This is a genomic window from Ralstonia mannitolilytica, assembly GCF_905397375.1.
GTDB lineage: Bacteria > Pseudomonadota > Gammaproteobacteria > Burkholderiales > Burkholderiaceae > Ralstonia > Ralstonia mannitolilytica.
In genome coordinates, this window is the sequence record NZ_CAJPVG010000007.1 from 170,512 (window position 1) to 185,200 (window position 14,689).

General features: G+C 64.9%; 14 protein-coding genes and 1 riboswitch. Of the genes, 5 read left to right on the plus strand and 9 right to left on the minus strand.

What is annotated here, in order from left to right:
• Positions 1 to 20 precede the first annotated feature (20 nt).
• Positions 21 to 803 carry an ABC transporter substrate-binding protein gene (locus KHN96_RS14875; protein ID WP_082062826.1) on the minus strand — a complete coding sequence of 261 codons (783 nt, stop codon included), beginning with the start codon at positions 801 to 803 and terminating at the stop codon, positions 21 to 23.
• A 194-nt stretch (positions 804 to 997) separates the two neighbouring features.
• Here KHN96_RS14875 and KHN96_RS14880 point away from each other — a divergent pair, with 194 nt between their 5' ends.
• From KHN96_RS14880 to KHN96_RS14890, 3 genes are all read left to right on the plus strand, one after another.
• Positions 998 to 1,786, plus strand: a complete 789-nt coding sequence (locus KHN96_RS14880; protein ID WP_045785368.1) for an IclR family transcriptional regulator — start codon at positions 998 to 1,000, stop codon at positions 1,784 to 1,786.
• A gap of 67 nt (positions 1,787 to 1,853) precedes the next feature.
• A complete protein-coding gene (locus KHN96_RS14885) occupies positions 1,854 to 2,294 on the plus strand; it encodes an acyl-CoA thioesterase (protein WP_062737642.1) in 441 nt (146 codons plus the stop codon).
• 109 nt (positions 2,295 to 2,403) lie between these two features.
• Positions 2,404 to 2,622: a hypothetical protein gene (locus KHN96_RS14890; RefSeq protein WP_062737641.1), complete on the plus strand. Its 219-nt coding sequence runs from the start codon at positions 2,404 to 2,406 to the stop codon at positions 2,620 to 2,622.
• Positions 2,623 to 2,707: 85 nt separating this feature from the next.
• Here the strand turns inward: KHN96_RS14890 and KHN96_RS14895 are convergent, their stop codons facing one another.
• The 3 genes from KHN96_RS14895 to KHN96_RS14905 are packed head-to-tail and all read right to left on the minus strand — an operon-like array spanning position 2,708 to position 4,559.
• Positions 2,708 to 3,343, minus strand: a complete 636-nt coding sequence (locus tag KHN96_RS14895) for a hypothetical protein (protein ID WP_062737640.1) — start codon at positions 3,341 to 3,343, stop codon at positions 2,708 to 2,710.
• Positions 3,340 to 3,990, minus strand: coding sequence for a type VI secretion system amidase effector protein Tae4 (locus KHN96_RS14900; protein ID WP_062737639.1), 651 nt, complete (start codon positions 3,988 to 3,990; stop codon positions 3,340 to 3,342). The genes KHN96_RS14895 and KHN96_RS14900 overlap by 4 nt, the downstream gene beginning before the upstream one ends.
• Entirely contained in the window at positions 3,987 to 4,559 is a 573-nt protein-coding gene (locus KHN96_RS14905) for a PAAR domain-containing protein (RefSeq protein ID WP_062737638.1), read from the minus strand. The genes KHN96_RS14900 and KHN96_RS14905 overlap by 4 nt, the downstream gene beginning before the upstream one ends.
• Positions 4,560 to 5,060: 501 nt before the next feature.
• On the opposite strand from KHN96_RS14905, the gene KHN96_RS14910 reads away from it, so the two are divergent.
• Positions 5,061 to 5,345 carry a hypothetical protein gene (locus tag KHN96_RS14910; protein ID WP_062737637.1) on the plus strand — a complete coding sequence of 95 codons (285 nt, stop codon included), beginning with the start codon at positions 5,061 to 5,063 and terminating at the stop codon, positions 5,343 to 5,345.
• A 60-nt stretch (positions 5,346 to 5,405) separates the two neighbouring features.
• Here KHN96_RS14910 and KHN96_RS14915 read toward each other — a convergent pair whose 3' ends face one another.
• Complete coding sequence (locus tag KHN96_RS14915; protein WP_062737636.1) at positions 5,406 to 6,293, minus strand: LysR family transcriptional regulator; 888 nt, start codon at positions 6,291 to 6,293, stop codon at positions 5,406 to 5,408.
• 58 nt (positions 6,294 to 6,351) lie between these two features.
• Positions 6,352 to 7,776 carry a coniferyl aldehyde dehydrogenase gene (locus KHN96_RS14920; RefSeq protein ID WP_238587538.1) on the minus strand — a complete coding sequence of 475 codons (1,425 nt, stop codon included), beginning with the start codon at positions 7,774 to 7,776 and terminating at the stop codon, positions 6,352 to 6,354.
• Positions 7,777 to 8,130: 354 nt separating this feature from the next.
• Here KHN96_RS14920 and KHN96_RS14925 point away from each other — a divergent pair, with 354 nt between their 5' ends.
• Positions 8,131 to 9,861, plus strand: coding sequence for a GMC family oxidoreductase (locus tag KHN96_RS14925; protein ID WP_062737635.1), 1,731 nt, complete (start codon positions 8,131 to 8,133; stop codon positions 9,859 to 9,861).
• Positions 9,862 to 10,104: 243 nt separating this feature from the next.
• Here the strand turns inward: KHN96_RS14925 and KHN96_RS14930 are convergent, their stop codons facing one another.
• The 3 genes from KHN96_RS14930 to KHN96_RS14940 form a co-directional block, all read right to left on the minus strand.
• Entirely contained in the window at positions 10,105 to 11,013 is a 909-nt protein-coding gene (locus KHN96_RS14930; RefSeq protein ID WP_062737634.1) for an amino acid ABC transporter substrate-binding protein, read from the minus strand.
• A gap of 279 nt (positions 11,014 to 11,292) precedes the next feature.
• On the minus strand, positions 11,293 to 12,954 hold the full coding sequence (locus KHN96_RS14935) for an acyl-CoA dehydrogenase family protein (RefSeq protein WP_062737633.1): 1,662 nt from the start codon (positions 12,952 to 12,954) through the stop codon (positions 11,293 to 11,295).
• A 188-nt stretch (positions 12,955 to 13,142) separates the two neighbouring features.
• Positions 13,143 to 14,291, minus strand: a complete 1,149-nt coding sequence (locus tag KHN96_RS14940) for an NAD(P)H-dependent flavin oxidoreductase (RefSeq protein WP_062737632.1) — start codon at positions 14,289 to 14,291, stop codon at positions 13,143 to 13,145.
• Between the two features lie 224 nt (positions 14,292 to 14,515).
• Positions 14,516 to 14,617, plus strand: a riboswitch (TPP riboswitch).
• Positions 14,618 to 14,689 lie beyond the last annotated feature (72 nt).

Consider the following 14,689-nt stretch of genomic DNA (forward strand, 5'->3'; position numbering starts at 1 on the left):
GGCGCATCACCCGTCGGGAATCAGATGCCCCACTTCTTCACGATGGCATCGAGCGTGCCGTCGGCCTTGATCTTGGCGATGGCCTTGTTGAGGCGGTTGAGCGTTTCGGTATCGCCCTTGCGCACCACCAGGCATACATCACCCACGTTGGCGGGTTTGTAGCCGGCAGCCAGCTTCACGCCCTGGAAGGCGTTCTGGCGGATCTGGTACGCGATGATCGGCTGGTCGCCCAGGCCGGCCTTGATGCGGCCCAGCGCCAGGTCGCGCGTCATGTCGGCCACCGAGTCGTAGCTGCGCACTTCCTTGAAGATGCCCTTCTTGTTAAGCATGTCGAGGAACACCGTGCCGACCTGCGCGCCCACCACCTCGCCTTTCAGATCATCGAGCGTGGCGTAGTTCTTGGCGTCGTCCGCCTTGACGATCAGGCCTTCGCCGTATGAGTAGACCGGGTCGGAAAAATCCACCACCTGCGCGCGCGCCGGCGTCTTGAGCATCGCCGCCGAGATGATGTCGATCTTGTTCGACGTGAGCGATGGAATCAGCGCCGAGAACACCGTCTGCTGCACGTTCACGTTGAAGCCGCCCGCCTTGGCCACCGCGTTGACGGTGTCAACCATCATCCCCTGGATGGAGTTCGTCTTCACGTCGAGGAAGGTGAACGGCACGCCGGTGGCCGTGGCGCCGACGTTGTAGGTGGCCGGTGCGCCTGCACCTTGTGCCCACGCGAACGAAGCGGTGCCGAGCATGCACCCGACCAGTGCGGCACCGAGCGTGAAGCGGCGTGAAAAAGAGACGACAGACATGACAACCCTCCAGGCAACGAAAAAAGACGCACCCCAAACGCACATCCACGGGGACCGGTTCACCTTCATGCAATGCTTATGCCAATATTCGAACGTGCTGCATCGATACATAACTATGGAAAACCATTAACCGATGCATGCGAATCGATATGCGATTCTACGAGCGCTGATTTGCCAACCGAAAGCCACATGCCATGACCGACGCTGCCGACGCCCCCGACCTGCTGTTCAACCAGTCGCTGGAGAAAGGGCTTGCCGTGCTGGGCGCCTTCAACGCGCAGCGCCGCACCATGACGATTGCCGAAGTGGCCGCGGCGGCGGGCATCAACAAAAGCTCGGCGCAGCGCATGGTCTACACGCTCGAGCAGCTCGGCTACCTGCGCAAGCATCCGCAGACGCGGCGCTACCAGCTCACCCCCGCAGTGATGAAGATCGGCTTCAACTACCTGGCCGCCGACACGCTCATCGACGTGGCCAATCCGTTCCTGGCCGAGCTGACCAAGCTGACCACCGAAACGTCCTGCCTGACCGAGCCCGACCAGGACGAGATGGTGTACGTCGCCCGCTTTGTGAGCGCGCATTTCGTGCCGGTGCACATGCCCATCGGCAGCCGCATCCCGATGTACTGCACCGCGTCGGGCCGCGCCTACCTGAGCGCGTTGCCGATGCCCGAAGCGCAGGCCATCGTCGAGGCATCGCAGCGCGTGGCGCACACCATGCACACGCGCACCGACGTGGCGGACATCATGGAAACGCTGCGCCAGGCGCGCCAGCGCGGCTACGCCACCAACTGCGAAGAGCTGTTCCTCGGCGACATGACGATCGCCGCGCCGGTGATCGGCGGCAACGGCCGCGCGCTCGGGGCCATCCATCTCGTTGCCCCGACCGGGCGATGGACGCCCGACGAGATGGAGGCCAAGCTCGGCCCCGCCCTGCTGCAGTGCGCGCGCGCCATCAGCACGTCATTGCGCGCGCTGGGCTGACTGGGGTTCTGCGCCGGCGCGCAAAGCCCGGCACAATGCACGCACCGCCGCCCCACCGCTCATCACGATGACGCTCCCATCGCTCCACGACTTTCCGCTGCAGTCCACCGACAAGCTCCGCTACGGCGACACCGACCGCCAGGGCCACATCAACAACGCCGTCTTCGCCACGTACCTGGAGACCGGCCGCGTGGAAATGCTCTTCACGCCCGACAACCCACTGGCCGCGCCCGGCTGCGAGTTCGTCATCGCGCAGCTTGTGCTGGACTTCCGCAACGAGATCCTCTGGCCCGGCACCGTGCAGATCGGCACACGCGTGGCGAGCATCGGGCGCAGCTCGGTCAAGCTCGAGCAGGCCATCTTCCAGAACGGGCAATGCGCCGCGACATCGCAATCGGTGATCGTGCAGATCGACGTGGCGACGCGCCAGTCGTCTCCGATTACCGACAGCGCCCGCCAGCGCCTGGCTGCGCTCACCGGCGCCCCTGCCGGCGCCGAAGCGGAGTGATGCGCGCTGTACGCAAACGAACGCCCTCGAAAAACTTTTAACTTTGCTTGCACTTCTGCCGCTTGCCGGGAGCAAGATGGCTCTCCCGTTCAATCACGCGGAGGTGACCATGGGACTGTTGGATGAAGTGGGCAAAATCGCCGGCGCCGTCGCCGCCGTTGAAGCCGCCGAGAAAGTCGATCCGGATGCCGGCCTGCTGACCAAGGCCGTCGCCGCCGTCGCCGGTTTCAAGGGCGCGGGCGCGCTGGAAGCGATGCTCGAAAAGAAGGACGAAGCCAAGGCCGAAGGCGAGGCCGCTCCGGAAGATGGGGCAGCGCCGCAGGCTTGATTGCTTGCAGGCTCAAAAGGATTTGGGGGACCCCGCCGGTTGGCGGGGTTTTTGTTTTTCTTGAACCCTGGAGTCCGCAGAAGCCTTATGGTTCAGCCCAATTGTCGGGCGCGCATAGCTTCATGGATTTCAGAGGGATCGCCCCAAAGGCATTCTCCTTTGGAATCAGGGAGAAGTATTTCCAGTCGGCTTCATTGACGAAAACCTCCCCGCTTTTGCACAGCATGTGTGCTTGCCTTGGTCGCTTGTCGCACGCTGCGCCGCCAATTGCACAACGTTGCCATTGGGAAATCACGCCGGCAGGTCGAGGCTCACCATTCTTGAGTTGGGTGTATGTGGGAACGTCGCGAGTCGCGATCGCCATATACATGAAACCCAGGTCAGGTTGCACGGGCCTTGCCGTCTCCGCCTGGAGATACCGTCTGTGTAGATTAAAACCATAGTGGCAAATGGCAGAAAGAATCACCGCTAACATCAATGCCGCCAAAATCGCGGTCATTCGATGTGTCGTAAAGTCTCCTTTTCGGGTGAGGAATAATCCAAATATCGGGAATGCCAAGACTGTTGCGAGACCTGAGAGCAAGGCGGCTTCGAGGTCCGGGCTTGCACAATCGAGCCCGCAACCGGGGTTGTGGTCAAAGGCCGTCATGATGCGTATGACGATCGTCGCAGTTGCCAACCCCGCGAGCAAAAAGATTACTAACGTCAGAACTCGCTTCACTTAATCTCCCAAAACAGAATTTTCTTCGAGTCGCGCAAATCGGAGAAGCCAAGCGGCGATCCAGGAAAGAGCGAATTCATTCCAAACATTCGGCCGAAGGTGGCGATTGAGTTAATTGGGCCGCTAATCGTCAACCGCGATCCGTTCCAAAGATCAATATGGCCACCGCTGGCGTCGCCCGCAGAATCGCTGCTGCGAGACCAGTAGCTATCGAACATGATGATGCCGGTTCGGCCCTTGACCTTCGATTCCCAATCCCTGCCTGTAATATCTTCAGTCTTATGCAGCCCGCAAAACGGCTGCTTTCTCAACCAAGACCCCATCTGGTCTGCAAGGACGGCCGTGTGCCTTCCATCCATGAGGATTCGCCCGAATTTGCTGCCCGGCTTAATCGTTACGTTGGCAGAGGTGAACGATTTCATTTCGATGCCTACTTTGTGCAAGGTCACGCTCAGCCGAATGGCGCACTGGTTCTTGAAGTTGGGCGGCACTTCGCCGTTCTCTTTGTAGGGGCTGCCGGTCACATAGTTGGCCCACAAGTCGGCAAACGTCACCGCCGGAGCGTCTATTCGGCACACCGACCCCGGCGTTGCGTTGGTCCTGACCTGCGCCTTCTGTCTAAGTGGTTTGCGTGGTGCTGCCGTCATGCCGACTCCCCTGCCTGCTTTGCTAGAGCCTCGTCGCCCCAGAAAACGGTGTATTCCTCCTCGCCTTGTGTGACAACGCGCGGCAGCGCGCCATCGGCAAGCGCGCGGCCCGAGAAAGTGCGGCCGTCCGAGGTCTCGATGTAGTACGGCACGCCTTCCAGGTGCGGCGATACGAGATGCGTCTGTTCGTCGTGACTGGCTGAGGCTCCCGTGCTGGCTGCCGCGGCATGGGGATCGCCGGTGGTTGACGCATGGGAGGCACGTTCCCCGCAGCCCATGTCTTCATACCAAGCGTCGCCAGCGAGCGCAGCGACGATGCGCTGCGGAGTTGGGCACTTGCACAGAACCTCGTCGCCATCCAGGGCAACCTCACCCATGAACTCCATCCGGCGCGGGCCGCCAGCCTTTGCAATGATGCCGATGCTCTTGCACGCTTCGCAGTACGCTCGTCCGGCGACCAGAGCGACTTGGTGACCTGCGCTTCCGAATGTGCATTGGGGCCCTGAGTAAGGCAGGACCGTTCCGCCGTTCAGAAGCGCATCGCCGACAACAGCAATTCTTCGCATCATGGTGTGGCCTCCACGATGCAGCTCAACCACCGTTCGTTTTGCATAGGATCTGCCTCCGATTAACCGCTTCGGATTGTCTTGGGCGGATTGAGCGCGAAGCAGGATTTGGCGAAATATTACGAATAGGGTCGATGTATCCGATCGCTATAATCCCCACCGTCACCGCACCAACGGTGACCGGGTTTCGCAGCCCGTCCACGCTCACCACAGACGGACAGCCGCCTTTTCGCGCGGCGTTTTTATGTCCGGTGCTTGCGCACGCCTATGCTTTTTTTGCGGCGGGCCGGGCAGGGAGACCTTCGGGTCTGCCGGTTTCCTGTGGTGGCCGGTCTGCGAACCCTGTCGTCAGGCCCGCCACCCTCGTTTCGCAGCGAATGGCGGGTCTCCTGCAATCACCACAGGACGCCACATGGCTATCGCACTCAGCGGGCATCGCCCCGCGTCTTACCCTTCCCCACCGCCTTGGCGCTGCAGGCTTCCCACGCAATCGGGAGGTGCCGCATGTCTTTGACCAGCAACCGTCTGTACCTGAACGGTGCGATCTCGGCGCGCGCGTTTCTGTGCCGCACGCGCGCTGACATGCAGACCCATGGCCAGCGGCGGCTGGGCATGCTGCGCGAGCAGCTCACGTACTTCTCGGAACACGCGTATCCGCAGGCCTTCGTGAAGGGCTTTATCGATGCCATCGACGCGTATGTGTCGATGTCGCTCGGGGGGAGCGACGTGGACCCGCGCACGTGGGAGGTGTTGGCCGCCATCGAGCGACGGCAGGTCACCGCCGCATAACAACAGATGGACGTATCCCCGGGGCGGGCCGGGGATGCCAGATAGGCAGCCGACCGCAGATCAAGCCGCGCGCTTGCGCTCCAGCGCGCTCTGCCGCGTAGAAAATCCGTCTCGAATACATTGCGCCAGCGCTTGTGTTGCCTGGCTCGCGCCTTGCGCCGGCAACAGCAGGCTGATCGCAAACATCGGCAGTTCCGGCAGGCCGGCTTCGGGCCCGAGGATGTCCAAGTCCGCAGGCACCGTCGGCGTCAGCCATGCCGTGACGGCCAGCCCGGTGCGGACCGTGGCGGTGGTCGCTTCAATGTTGCCGCTCTCGAACACCGTGCGCCATTCGATGCCGTGCTCGCCCAGCGCCTTGAGCACGCGGGCGCGGAAGGCGCAGCTTTCATCCACCATCGACAGCGGCAGGGGGCGCTTCGCATGCACGTTGCCGCCGCGCGGGCCCACCCACACCAGCCGCTCCACGCACAGGCATTCACCCGTGGCTTCATCCACCGGCGCTTCGACCACGGCGACGTCCAGCTCGCCGCGCGCAATGCCCTCCGCCAGCTCGGGTGAGGTGCCGCAGACGATGGTCAATTCGACCGACGGCCACGCTTCGGTAAACGCCTTGAAGATCGGCGGGAAAACGGTGCCGACCAGGTCGTAAGGCACGCCAAGGCGCACCGGCCCCTGCAACGGGCGCGCCGCCATGTCGGCCCAGATTTCGTCGTTGAGGGCGAGCAGGCGTTTGGCGCGGCCGAGGAACCGTTCACCCGCGTGGGTGAGTTCGAGCCGCCGGCCGTCGCGCTCGAACAGGCGGCATTCGAAGGCGTCTTCGAGCCGCTTGATCTGCTGGCTGATGGCGCCCTGCGTGAGGTGCAGCGCGTTGGCCGCCACCGTCATGCTCGCGTTTTCCGCCACGGCAATGAAGGTGCGGACGAGGGTGATGTCGAGGTTCTTGGCCATCGCTGCATTCTAGAAGCTAATGCTTGGCTGCTAAAACCTCATTGCTGCTGATGACTCCTCAGCGCACGAGCAGCTTCATCATCGTCTCGAACGTCTTGCCGTACGGCGCGCGGAACAGGCCCAGCCCGTTCAGCCGGGCCTGCCTGAACACCGGCTTCATCTTCGAGAACCGCTCGAAACCGTGGATGCCGTGGTACGCACCCATGCCGCTGGCGCCCACGCCGCCAAAGGGCAGGTCGTCCTGCGCCACGTGCAGCAGGGTTTCGTTGATGCAGACGCCGCCGGCGATGGTGCTGCTCATGACGCGGTCGATGGTGCTGTTGCTGCGCTCGAACACGTACAGCGCGAGCGGGCGCGGGCGCGCGTTGATGTAGTCGATCGCCTCGTCCAGCGTCCGATACGGCACCAGCGGCAGCAGCGGGCCGAAGATTTCTTCCTGCATGACGCGCATGTCGTCGGTGCCGCCGGTGATGAGCGCGGGCGGGAACAGGCGCGTAGCGTCGTTGGGCGCAACATTGGTGAGCGGCAGCACCTGCGCGCCCTGCTCGCGGGCCTCGTCGGCCAGGCTGGCCATGCGCTGGAAGTGGCGCGGGCTGATGAGCGTTGTGTAATCGCGGTTGCGCGCCATGTCGGGGTACATCTTGCCGACCAGCTTGCGTGCGGCATCGATGAAGCGCTGTTCGGTGCCGGCCGGCAGCAGCACGTAGTCGGGCGCCACGCAGGTCTGCCCGGCGTTGAGCAGCTTGCCCACCAGCGTGCGCTCCACCGCGCGGTCAAAGTCCGCATCCGGCCCGATCAGCGTGGGCGATTTGCCGCCCAGCTCGAGCGTCACGGGTGTGAGGTTGGCGGCGGCGGCGCGCATGACGTGATGGCCGACGTTGGTGGAGCCGGTGAACAGCAGGTGGTCGAACGGCAGCCGCGAGAAGGCCTCGGCAACGGCCGCATCGCCATTGATGACGCGCACTTCATCGGCGGCAAAACTGCGCTCGACCAGGTCGGCAAACAGGGCGGAAAAGCGCGGCGTGTATTCCGAGAGCTTGACCATCGCCCGGTTGCCCGCCGCCAGCGCGGAGACCAGCGGCCCGATGGTCAGATAGATCGGGTAGTTCCACGGCACGACGATGCCCGCCACACCCAGCGGCTGCGGAATCAGCCGCGTGCTGGCCGGCCGGAACCACAGACTCACGCCGCGTCGCTGCACGCGCATCCAGCGCTTGCCGTGCGACAGCGCGTGCTTGATGCCGTCCACGCTCGGGAAGATCTCCAGCAACTCGGTTTCCTGCCGCGAGCGATTGCCGAAGTCTGCGCTGACCGCCTGGGCGATGGCCTCGCGGTTGTCCATGACAAGGCGCTTGAGGCGCATCAGCCGATCCCGGCGCACGGGCCAGGTGGGCAGCATGTCGGCCTGGTGGGCGGCGCGCATGGCCTCGAAGGTCTGCTGCATGCGCAGCATATGCGGGGCGGGCAGGTCGGCAGGTTGCATGGGAGGCTCCTGGCAAGGTCGGCGGATCGGTGCAATTGCAAAGCAGTATGGTCGCCACGCGCGCGTGCGACGGGCTGATACGCGCCTGCCGTGTGCCGCATGCCAGGCTTGCCTGGGCCCGCGCAACCGTGTGCCAGCGCGGAATTGTTGCGTTGCGGCATCCCGCCATCGCTACTCGAGCAAGGGTTGATGGGCGGCGGCGCGCCGGTTTGCTGCGTGACATCGAACGATGCCTCTAATGCGGGTAAGCCCGGCCGTTTGAAACAACCCAGCGCGCCTAGGATGTGAATTCAAGACCGGCAGACAGCTGGCGGCGTCGCTCGCCCAGATAAAAAACACCATCCGGAGACACCCATGGCCACGGATTCGCTCACCTCCGCGCTGACTTTCGACTACGTCATCGTCGGCGCCGGCTCGGCCGGTTGCGCGCTTGCCAGCCGGCTGACCGAAGACCCGGACGTCACTGTCGCCCTGCTGGAAGCCGGGCCGCACGATCATCACCTCTCGGTGTGGGTGCCGGCCGGCTGCGCGGCGTCGCTGCCGTTCAAGAACAAGCGCAACTATGGCTTCCTGACCGTGCCGCAGCCGGGCCTCGGTGGGCGCCAGGGCTACCAGCCGCGCGGGCGCGGTCTCGGCGGCAGCTCATCGCTGAACGCAATGATCTACATCCGCGGCACGCCCAGCGATTACAACCACTGGGCCGCGCTCGGCTGCACCGGCTGGGGCTGGAGCGACGTTCTGCCCTACTTCAGGCGCGCCGAAGGAAACGAGCGCTGCGCGGGTCGCGACGATGATCCGCTGCACGGCGGCACCGGCCCGCTGCACGTGAGTGACCTGCGCACCGGCAACCCGATTGCCCGTCGCTTTGTCGAGGCCGCCGTGGCCGCGGGCTACCCGCGCAACGACGATTTCAACGGCCCGCGGCAGGAGGGTGTCGGCCCGTATCAGGTCACGCAGTACAACGGCGAGCGCTGGAACGCCGCGCGCGCCTACCTGCATGGCGGCGACAAGGCCGATGCCACGTTCTGCCGCAACCGCCGTCAGCTCACGGTGCTGCCCGACACGCAGGCGCTGCGCATCGTCTTCGACGGCAAGCGCGCCACGGGTGTGATGGTGGAGCGCGGCGGCCGCACCGAAACGTTGCGTGCGCGGCGCGAGGTGATCGTGTCGTCGGGCGCATTCGGCTCGCCGCAATTGCTGATGGCCTCGGGCGTGGGCCCGGCCGAGCATCTGCGCGCGCTCGGCATTCCGGTCGTGCACGACCTGCCTGGCGTCGGCAAGAACCTGCAGGACCACCTCGACATCATCCTGCACAAGAAGACGTTCAACCTCGACCTGATCGGCTATTCGCTGCGCGGCAGCGTGAACATGCTGAGCGAGATCCTGCGCTACCGGCGCGAGCGTCGCGGCATGCTGGCGACCAACTTTGCCGAAGCCGGCGGCTTCATCAAGAGCCGGCCAGACCTGGCCGATCCCGATCTGCAACTGCACTTCGTGGTCGCCATGGCCGACAACCACAACCGCACGTTCAACTACGGCCACGGCTATTCGTGCCACGTCTGCGTGCTGCGCCCGAAGAGCCGCGGCGAAGTGCGCCTGGCCTCCGCCGACACGCGCGACGCCCCGCTGATCGATCCCAAGTTCCTTTCCGACCCCGACGACATGGCCGGCATGCTCGCCGGCTTCCGCGCAGTGAAGAGCATCTTCGCGCAGCGCCCGCTGGCCGACCTGGGCGGGCGCGAGCTGTATTCAGCCAACATCCGCGGCGACGGCTCCGACGACGAAGCCGTGCGCGCCCTCATCCGCCAGCACGCCGACACCATCTACCACCCCGTCGGCACCTGCAAGATGGGCAGCGCCGACGATGGCATGGCCGTGGTCGACCCCGAACTGCGCGTACGCGGCCTGACAGGCCTGCGCGTGATCGACGGCTCCGTCATGCCGACGCTCATCGGCGGCAACACCAACGCCCCAATCATCATGATTGCCGAGCGCGCCGCAGACCTCATGCGTCAAGGCGGACGCCCGACACTGAATGTGGTGAGCAGCATCGCGGCGCAGGCAGCGCCGGCGGAGGTGCACTGAAAACAGCGAGGGCGGCGAACCGCAGCGCCGCCCTCCGCATACCAACGGTGTGGCCGTTGGAGCCCTAGATGGCGCCTTGAATTTCTGTGAGCGGGCGGAAAAAGGAAGGAGGCCTGTCTGAGCGCAGCGAGTTTGCCTCCTTCCCCGCACGGTCACATAAATTCAAGGGGAAGTCGCCATCTCGGGCGCGCCTTTCAGGGATGCCCCAACACCATCAACGAGCACCCCGAAGCAAATCAGACATCAGTTCCCCGCACTATCCGTAGGCGTATTAAACGAATCCCGCAACAAATAACTCATCGGCACCTCCAGATTCACCCCATTCGGCGGAATCGGCTGCTGGAACCACTTCTTGTAGAGCTTCGGCACCTCGCCGTCGACAATCAGCCGCGTCATCGCCTGGTCGATCAGCTTCTTGAACTCCGGATCCTGCTTGCTCAGCATGATCGCGTACGACGACACAAGCTGCGTCTTGCCCGCCAGGCGGTAGTCAGCCGGGTTCTTTGCCGTGGCGCGCATGCCCGAGAGCAGGATGTCGTCGCCGGCAAACGCGTTGGCGCGGCCATCGGCCAGCATCGCAAACGCGCTGCGCAGGTCATTGGCCTCCACCACCTGGATCGTCATGCCCGTTTCGTTGAGCTTGCGTGCGAGGTCGGCATTGGTCGAGCCGCGCGCGGCCACCACCGTCTTGCCGTTCAGGTCTTCCCATTGCTGGATCGGCGAGCTGGCCTTCACCAGCATGCGGCCCTTGGTGATGTAGTGCGGGATCGTGAAGGCCACCTTCTGCCGGCGCTCCGGCGAGTTGTTCGTCGAGCCGCATTCCAGGTCGGCCTTGCCCGTGGCGATCACATCCAGGCGGTTGGCGGCCGTGACGGGCACGTACTGCACTTTCAGGTCGGGGCGCTTGAGCGACGTGCGCAGCGAGTCGATCAGCCGCGAGCAGATGTCGATAGCGTAGCCGACCGGCTTGGTGCCATCGAGATACGAGAAGGGGATGGAGTCTTCCCGATACGCCACATGCACCGTGCCGGAGTCGCGGATGCGATCCAGCGTCGGGGTAGCGGCAGCAACGTCGGGTGAGAAGAATGTGGCGGAAACAGCGGCGGGAACGGCAAGCGCGGCCAGCGGCCACGTGCGCGCGGGGAACGACATCGTCAACGGTCCTGGGAGAGGGTTAGGGCTCTAGTGGCACGACTGGCTGCGCTGTTGCCCTGTCGGCGCAGCTCTGGCGTGCGCGCCGTCACTCCCCCCGGGGAATGCCAAAACGTGAGGCAATGTCACGCGCCGCCATGGGCGCGCATTATGCGCTGATTGCGGGTATACCCTCAAGCACCTCTGCGGTGCCTGGATAAGCGGCCAGACGTCGGCCCGTGGTGAAGAGCGTTCGGCGAAAGCGTGCGCTCACGTTTAGCCGCATTCCCCGGGGTGGTGTTACACGGGCCACGCGCGCTGCAGCACGGCGCCGAGTTCTTGCGCATGCCCATCGAGCGTGCCGAACACACGGCCATGCTGGTGATGGAAACGGCTGGCGATAAAGCGCTCGGCGTCGTCCGGGTGGGCGTGGGCCAGCATCAGCGCCGCCTGCGCCGTGAGCGCCAGCCCCTGCGCGATGCGGCGCGCGGAGGTTTCCTGGATGTCACCCGGCTGATGCAGCATCGCCTGCAGCGCGGCCAGCTCCGCCCGCACGGCACGGTGGCCCTGGGCGCGCTCGCCAATGTCGTGCACCAGGCGCAGCGCATCGTCCGGCGTGCGGCCGATGGCGCGCAGCACGTCCAGGCACATCACGTTGCCCGAGCCTTCCCAGATGGAATTGACCGGCGCCTCGCGGTACAGGCGGGCCATCGGGCCTTCTTCCACATAGCCGTTGCCGCCCCAGACTTCCATCGCCTCGCCGGTCGCTTCGATGGTGCGCTTGCAGACCCAGAACTTGGCGGCGGGCGTGACAATGCGTTTCCACGCTGCGGCCAGCGGATCGACATCGGCCCGCTCGAACGCGTTGCCCAGTTCCATCATCAGCAAGGTCGCGGCTTGCGATTCCAGGGCCAGATCGGCCAGCACGTTGCGCATCAGCGGTTTGTCGGCCAGCAGGCGGCCGAATGCCATGCGATGGCGCGCGTGGTGCAGCGCCTGCATCAGCGCGTGGCGCAGGATGGCCGCGCTGCCGATCACGCAGTCGAGCCGCGTGTGCGTCGCCATCTCGATGATGGTCGGAATGCCGCGCCCTTCCTCGCCAATGAGGATGCCCTCCGCACCGCGAAACTCGACTTCGCTGCTCGCGTTCGAGCGGTTGCCGAGCTTGTCTTTCAGGCGCTGGATCTGGATCGGGTTCTTGCTGCCGTCATCGCGAAAGCGCGGCACGAAGAAGCACGACAGCGGGCCGTCTTCTGCACCCATGCGCGCGACCACCAGGTGCGCATCACACATCGGCGCAGAGAAGAACCACTTGTGGCCGGTGATGGCGTACGTTGCGCCACGGCCCTCGCCGCGCAAGGGCATTGCCACCGTGGTGTTGCTGCGCACATCGGAGCCGCCCTGCTTTTCGGTCATGCCCATGCCGACGAGGATGGCGGTTTTCTGGCGCCACGGCAGATCGCGTGCGTCGTGTTCGCGGGCGTAGAGACGCGGCCCCAGGTCGGCAAACAACGCGGTTTCTTTCTGCAGCACGGGAATGCTGGCGAACGTCATCGTCGCCGGGCACAGCGTGCCGGATTCGATCTGTGCCTGCATGAAATAACCGGCGGTGCGCGCGGCCCAGGCGCCCGGGCGTGGGTCGGCAAACGGCAGGGCCTGCAGCCCCTGGCTGCGCATCAGGCCGAGCAGCGCGTGCCAGGCGGGGTCGAAGCGGATGGCGTCGATGCGCTCGCCCGTGCGGCTGTGGGTGTGGAGTTCGGGGTGATAGGTGTTGGCCTCCGCAGCCCACTGCAGCGTCTCCGGCGCGCCGAGCTGGTCACCGAAGGCTTGCAGCGCGCCGGCGTTCCAGCCGCCGCCCAGGCGTTCGAGCGCGCCTTGCAGCGTGGTGTCGGACGTGAAGGGGTTGAAGCCGGTCAGGTCCGGGACCTGGTTGAAGACGCGGTGGGTGGCCTCTGTGGGCATTGGGAGTCTCCTGGCGTGGCGCTTTTGGGTGTGTGGGCCATGGTAGACCACCGGGGGGCGGGCTGGGTGGAGAGGGATTTCTATACGAGCTGGATTGGGGCGGTGGTTTTTTGACTTGGTGGTTCATCTGTGTTTCGTACCCTGCCGGGGCTGAAACAAGGGATGCACCACAAGCAAAAAAAACCACATCAAGAAGCGACCGGCTTCTCCCCCGTCAACAAGTAATGCATCAACTCCCGCACCGGCCGGATCGCCTCCCCGAACGGCAGCTTCCCCGCCCCGCGGAAAAACAGCCCGCGCTCCACGTCCCCCCGCAGCGCCTGCGCCAGCTTCAGGTCAATGCAGAACTGCCCCACCTTGCCGATGCCATCCCGCAGGCCGCACGTCTGCAGGCAATCGAACCCCTGCAGGCAGTCCCGCACCTTGGCCTTGGCCTGCAGCGCGCTTTCGCGAGACAGATAACGCGACAGCCAAGGCGTCATCACGGCCCGCGCGGGCAGCCCGGCCACGCTGACAAACTCGCTGATATCGCCTTGCTCCGCACCCGTCAGCACCCGCTTGAAGCGCACGTGCGCATCGCCCTCCTCCGTCACCGCAAACGCCGTACCGAGCTGCACCGCAGCGGCGCCCTTGTCGAGCCAGTGTTTCACCTTGGCATGCGAATCGATGCCGCCCGCGAGGATGATCGGAATCTGTTCCGCCGCCAGCCCCAGCTTGATGAACAACTCCCGGCATTCATCCAGCACGCGTGCAAACGAGAACCGCTCGTCGCGCAAATCTTCAATACGCGCCGCGCCCAGATGGCCGCCCGCATGTGTGGGGTGCTCGATCACCACCGCGTCCGGCAGCCGCGCCTTTTTCATCCAACGTTTGAGCACGACGCCCACGCCGCGCGAGTCGGAAAGGATGGGGATGAGCGCCACCTTCGGATGCTCCGCCGTCATCTCCGGCAGATCGAGCGGCAGCCCTGCGCCCATGACGATCGCATCGGCGCCGCTCTCGCAGGCCTGCCGCACCAGCGCAGGGTGCGATTCCACGGCCTTCATCACATTCACGGCGATCAGGCCGCGGCCTTCCGATACGGCGCGCGCGGCGCGGATTTCCCGGTCGAGCGCGACGAGATTGGCGGCGTTGATGGCGTCCTTGTCGCGCGATTTCTCGGTCGCGGCCACGAGGTCCGCATGGTGATGCCGCAGGTCGATGCTGGCGATGGTGCCCATGCCGCCTTCGCGCGCAACGGCGCCGGCCAGCCGGTGCGCCGAGATGCCGACGCCCATGCCGCCCTGCACGATAGGCACGAGGCTGCGCCCCGCGAGTGTGAACCGACGCTCCAGCATGACAACTCCCCCCAGCGGCTTTGCCGCAACGCAACAGGCATGAAAAATGGGTTCGAGCGTCGCACAGGTGAAACGCGGCCGGATTGCGCCAGATCAAGCCGACTGTGCCCGTGCGCCCCGATGCACTTTGCGCGCGGGTTTGGACTGAAATGACCCGGCAGCCGTCACCTGCCGGGAATTCTTGCTGGCAACGCCGGCAGCCCTGTGCTTAAATTCAGCCTCGTTGGATGAAACAGGGGTGCCGTACGGATGGGCCGTGCGGCTGAGAGAGTCCCTTCGCACCCGATCCGGTTCGTACCGGCGTGGGAAGTTTCAGAACACCGCGTAGTCTCGGCAGCCCACCCTTCCGGGTCACGCCACCTCTCCCGGTTTCGTCCACCGCCTGATCCACCAGGCCA

Excerpts from the sequence above, each read along its gene's own strand:
- KHN96_RS14875 (WP_082062826.1), bottom strand. The coding sequence starts at position 803 with ATGTCTGTCGTCTCTTTTTCACGCCGCTTCACGCTCGGTGCCGCACTG.
- KHN96_RS14880 (WP_045785368.1), top strand. The coding sequence starts at position 998 with ATGACCGACGCTGCCGACGCCCCCGACCTGCTGTTCAACCAGTCGCTG.
- KHN96_RS14885 (WP_062737642.1), top strand. The coding sequence starts at position 1,854 with ATGACGCTCCCATCGCTCCACGACTTTCCGCTGCAGTCCACCGACAAG.
- KHN96_RS14890 (WP_062737641.1), top strand. The coding sequence starts at position 2,404 with ATGGGACTGTTGGATGAAGTGGGCAAAATCGCCGGCGCCGTCGCCGCC.
- KHN96_RS14900 (WP_062737639.1), bottom strand. The coding sequence starts at position 3,990 with ATGACGGCAGCACCACGCAAACCACTTAGACAGAAGGCGCAGGTCAGG.
- KHN96_RS14905 (WP_062737638.1), bottom strand. The coding sequence starts at position 4,559 with ATGATGCGAAGAATTGCTGTTGTCGGCGATGCGCTTCTGAACGGCGGA.
- KHN96_RS14910 (WP_062737637.1), top strand. The coding sequence starts at position 5,061 with ATGTCTTTGACCAGCAACCGTCTGTACCTGAACGGTGCGATCTCGGCG.
- KHN96_RS14915 (WP_062737636.1), bottom strand. The coding sequence starts at position 6,293 with ATGGCCAAGAACCTCGACATCACCCTCGTCCGCACCTTCATTGCCGTG.
- KHN96_RS14920 (WP_238587538.1), bottom strand. The coding sequence starts at position 7,776 with ATGCAACCTGCCGACCTGCCCGCCCCGCATATGCTGCGCATGCAGCAG.
- KHN96_RS14925 (WP_062737635.1), top strand. The coding sequence starts at position 8,131 with ATGGCCACGGATTCGCTCACCTCCGCGCTGACTTTCGACTACGTCATC.
- KHN96_RS14930 (WP_062737634.1), bottom strand. The coding sequence starts at position 11,013 with ATGTCGTTCCCCGCGCGCACGTGGCCGCTGGCCGCGCTTGCCGTTCCC.
- KHN96_RS14935 (WP_062737633.1), bottom strand. The coding sequence starts at position 12,954 with ATGCCCACAGAGGCCACCCACCGCGTCTTCAACCAGGTCCCGGACCTG.
- KHN96_RS14940 (WP_062737632.1), bottom strand. The coding sequence starts at position 14,291 with ATGCTGGAGCGTCGGTTCACACTCGCGGGGCGCAGCCTCGTGCCTATC.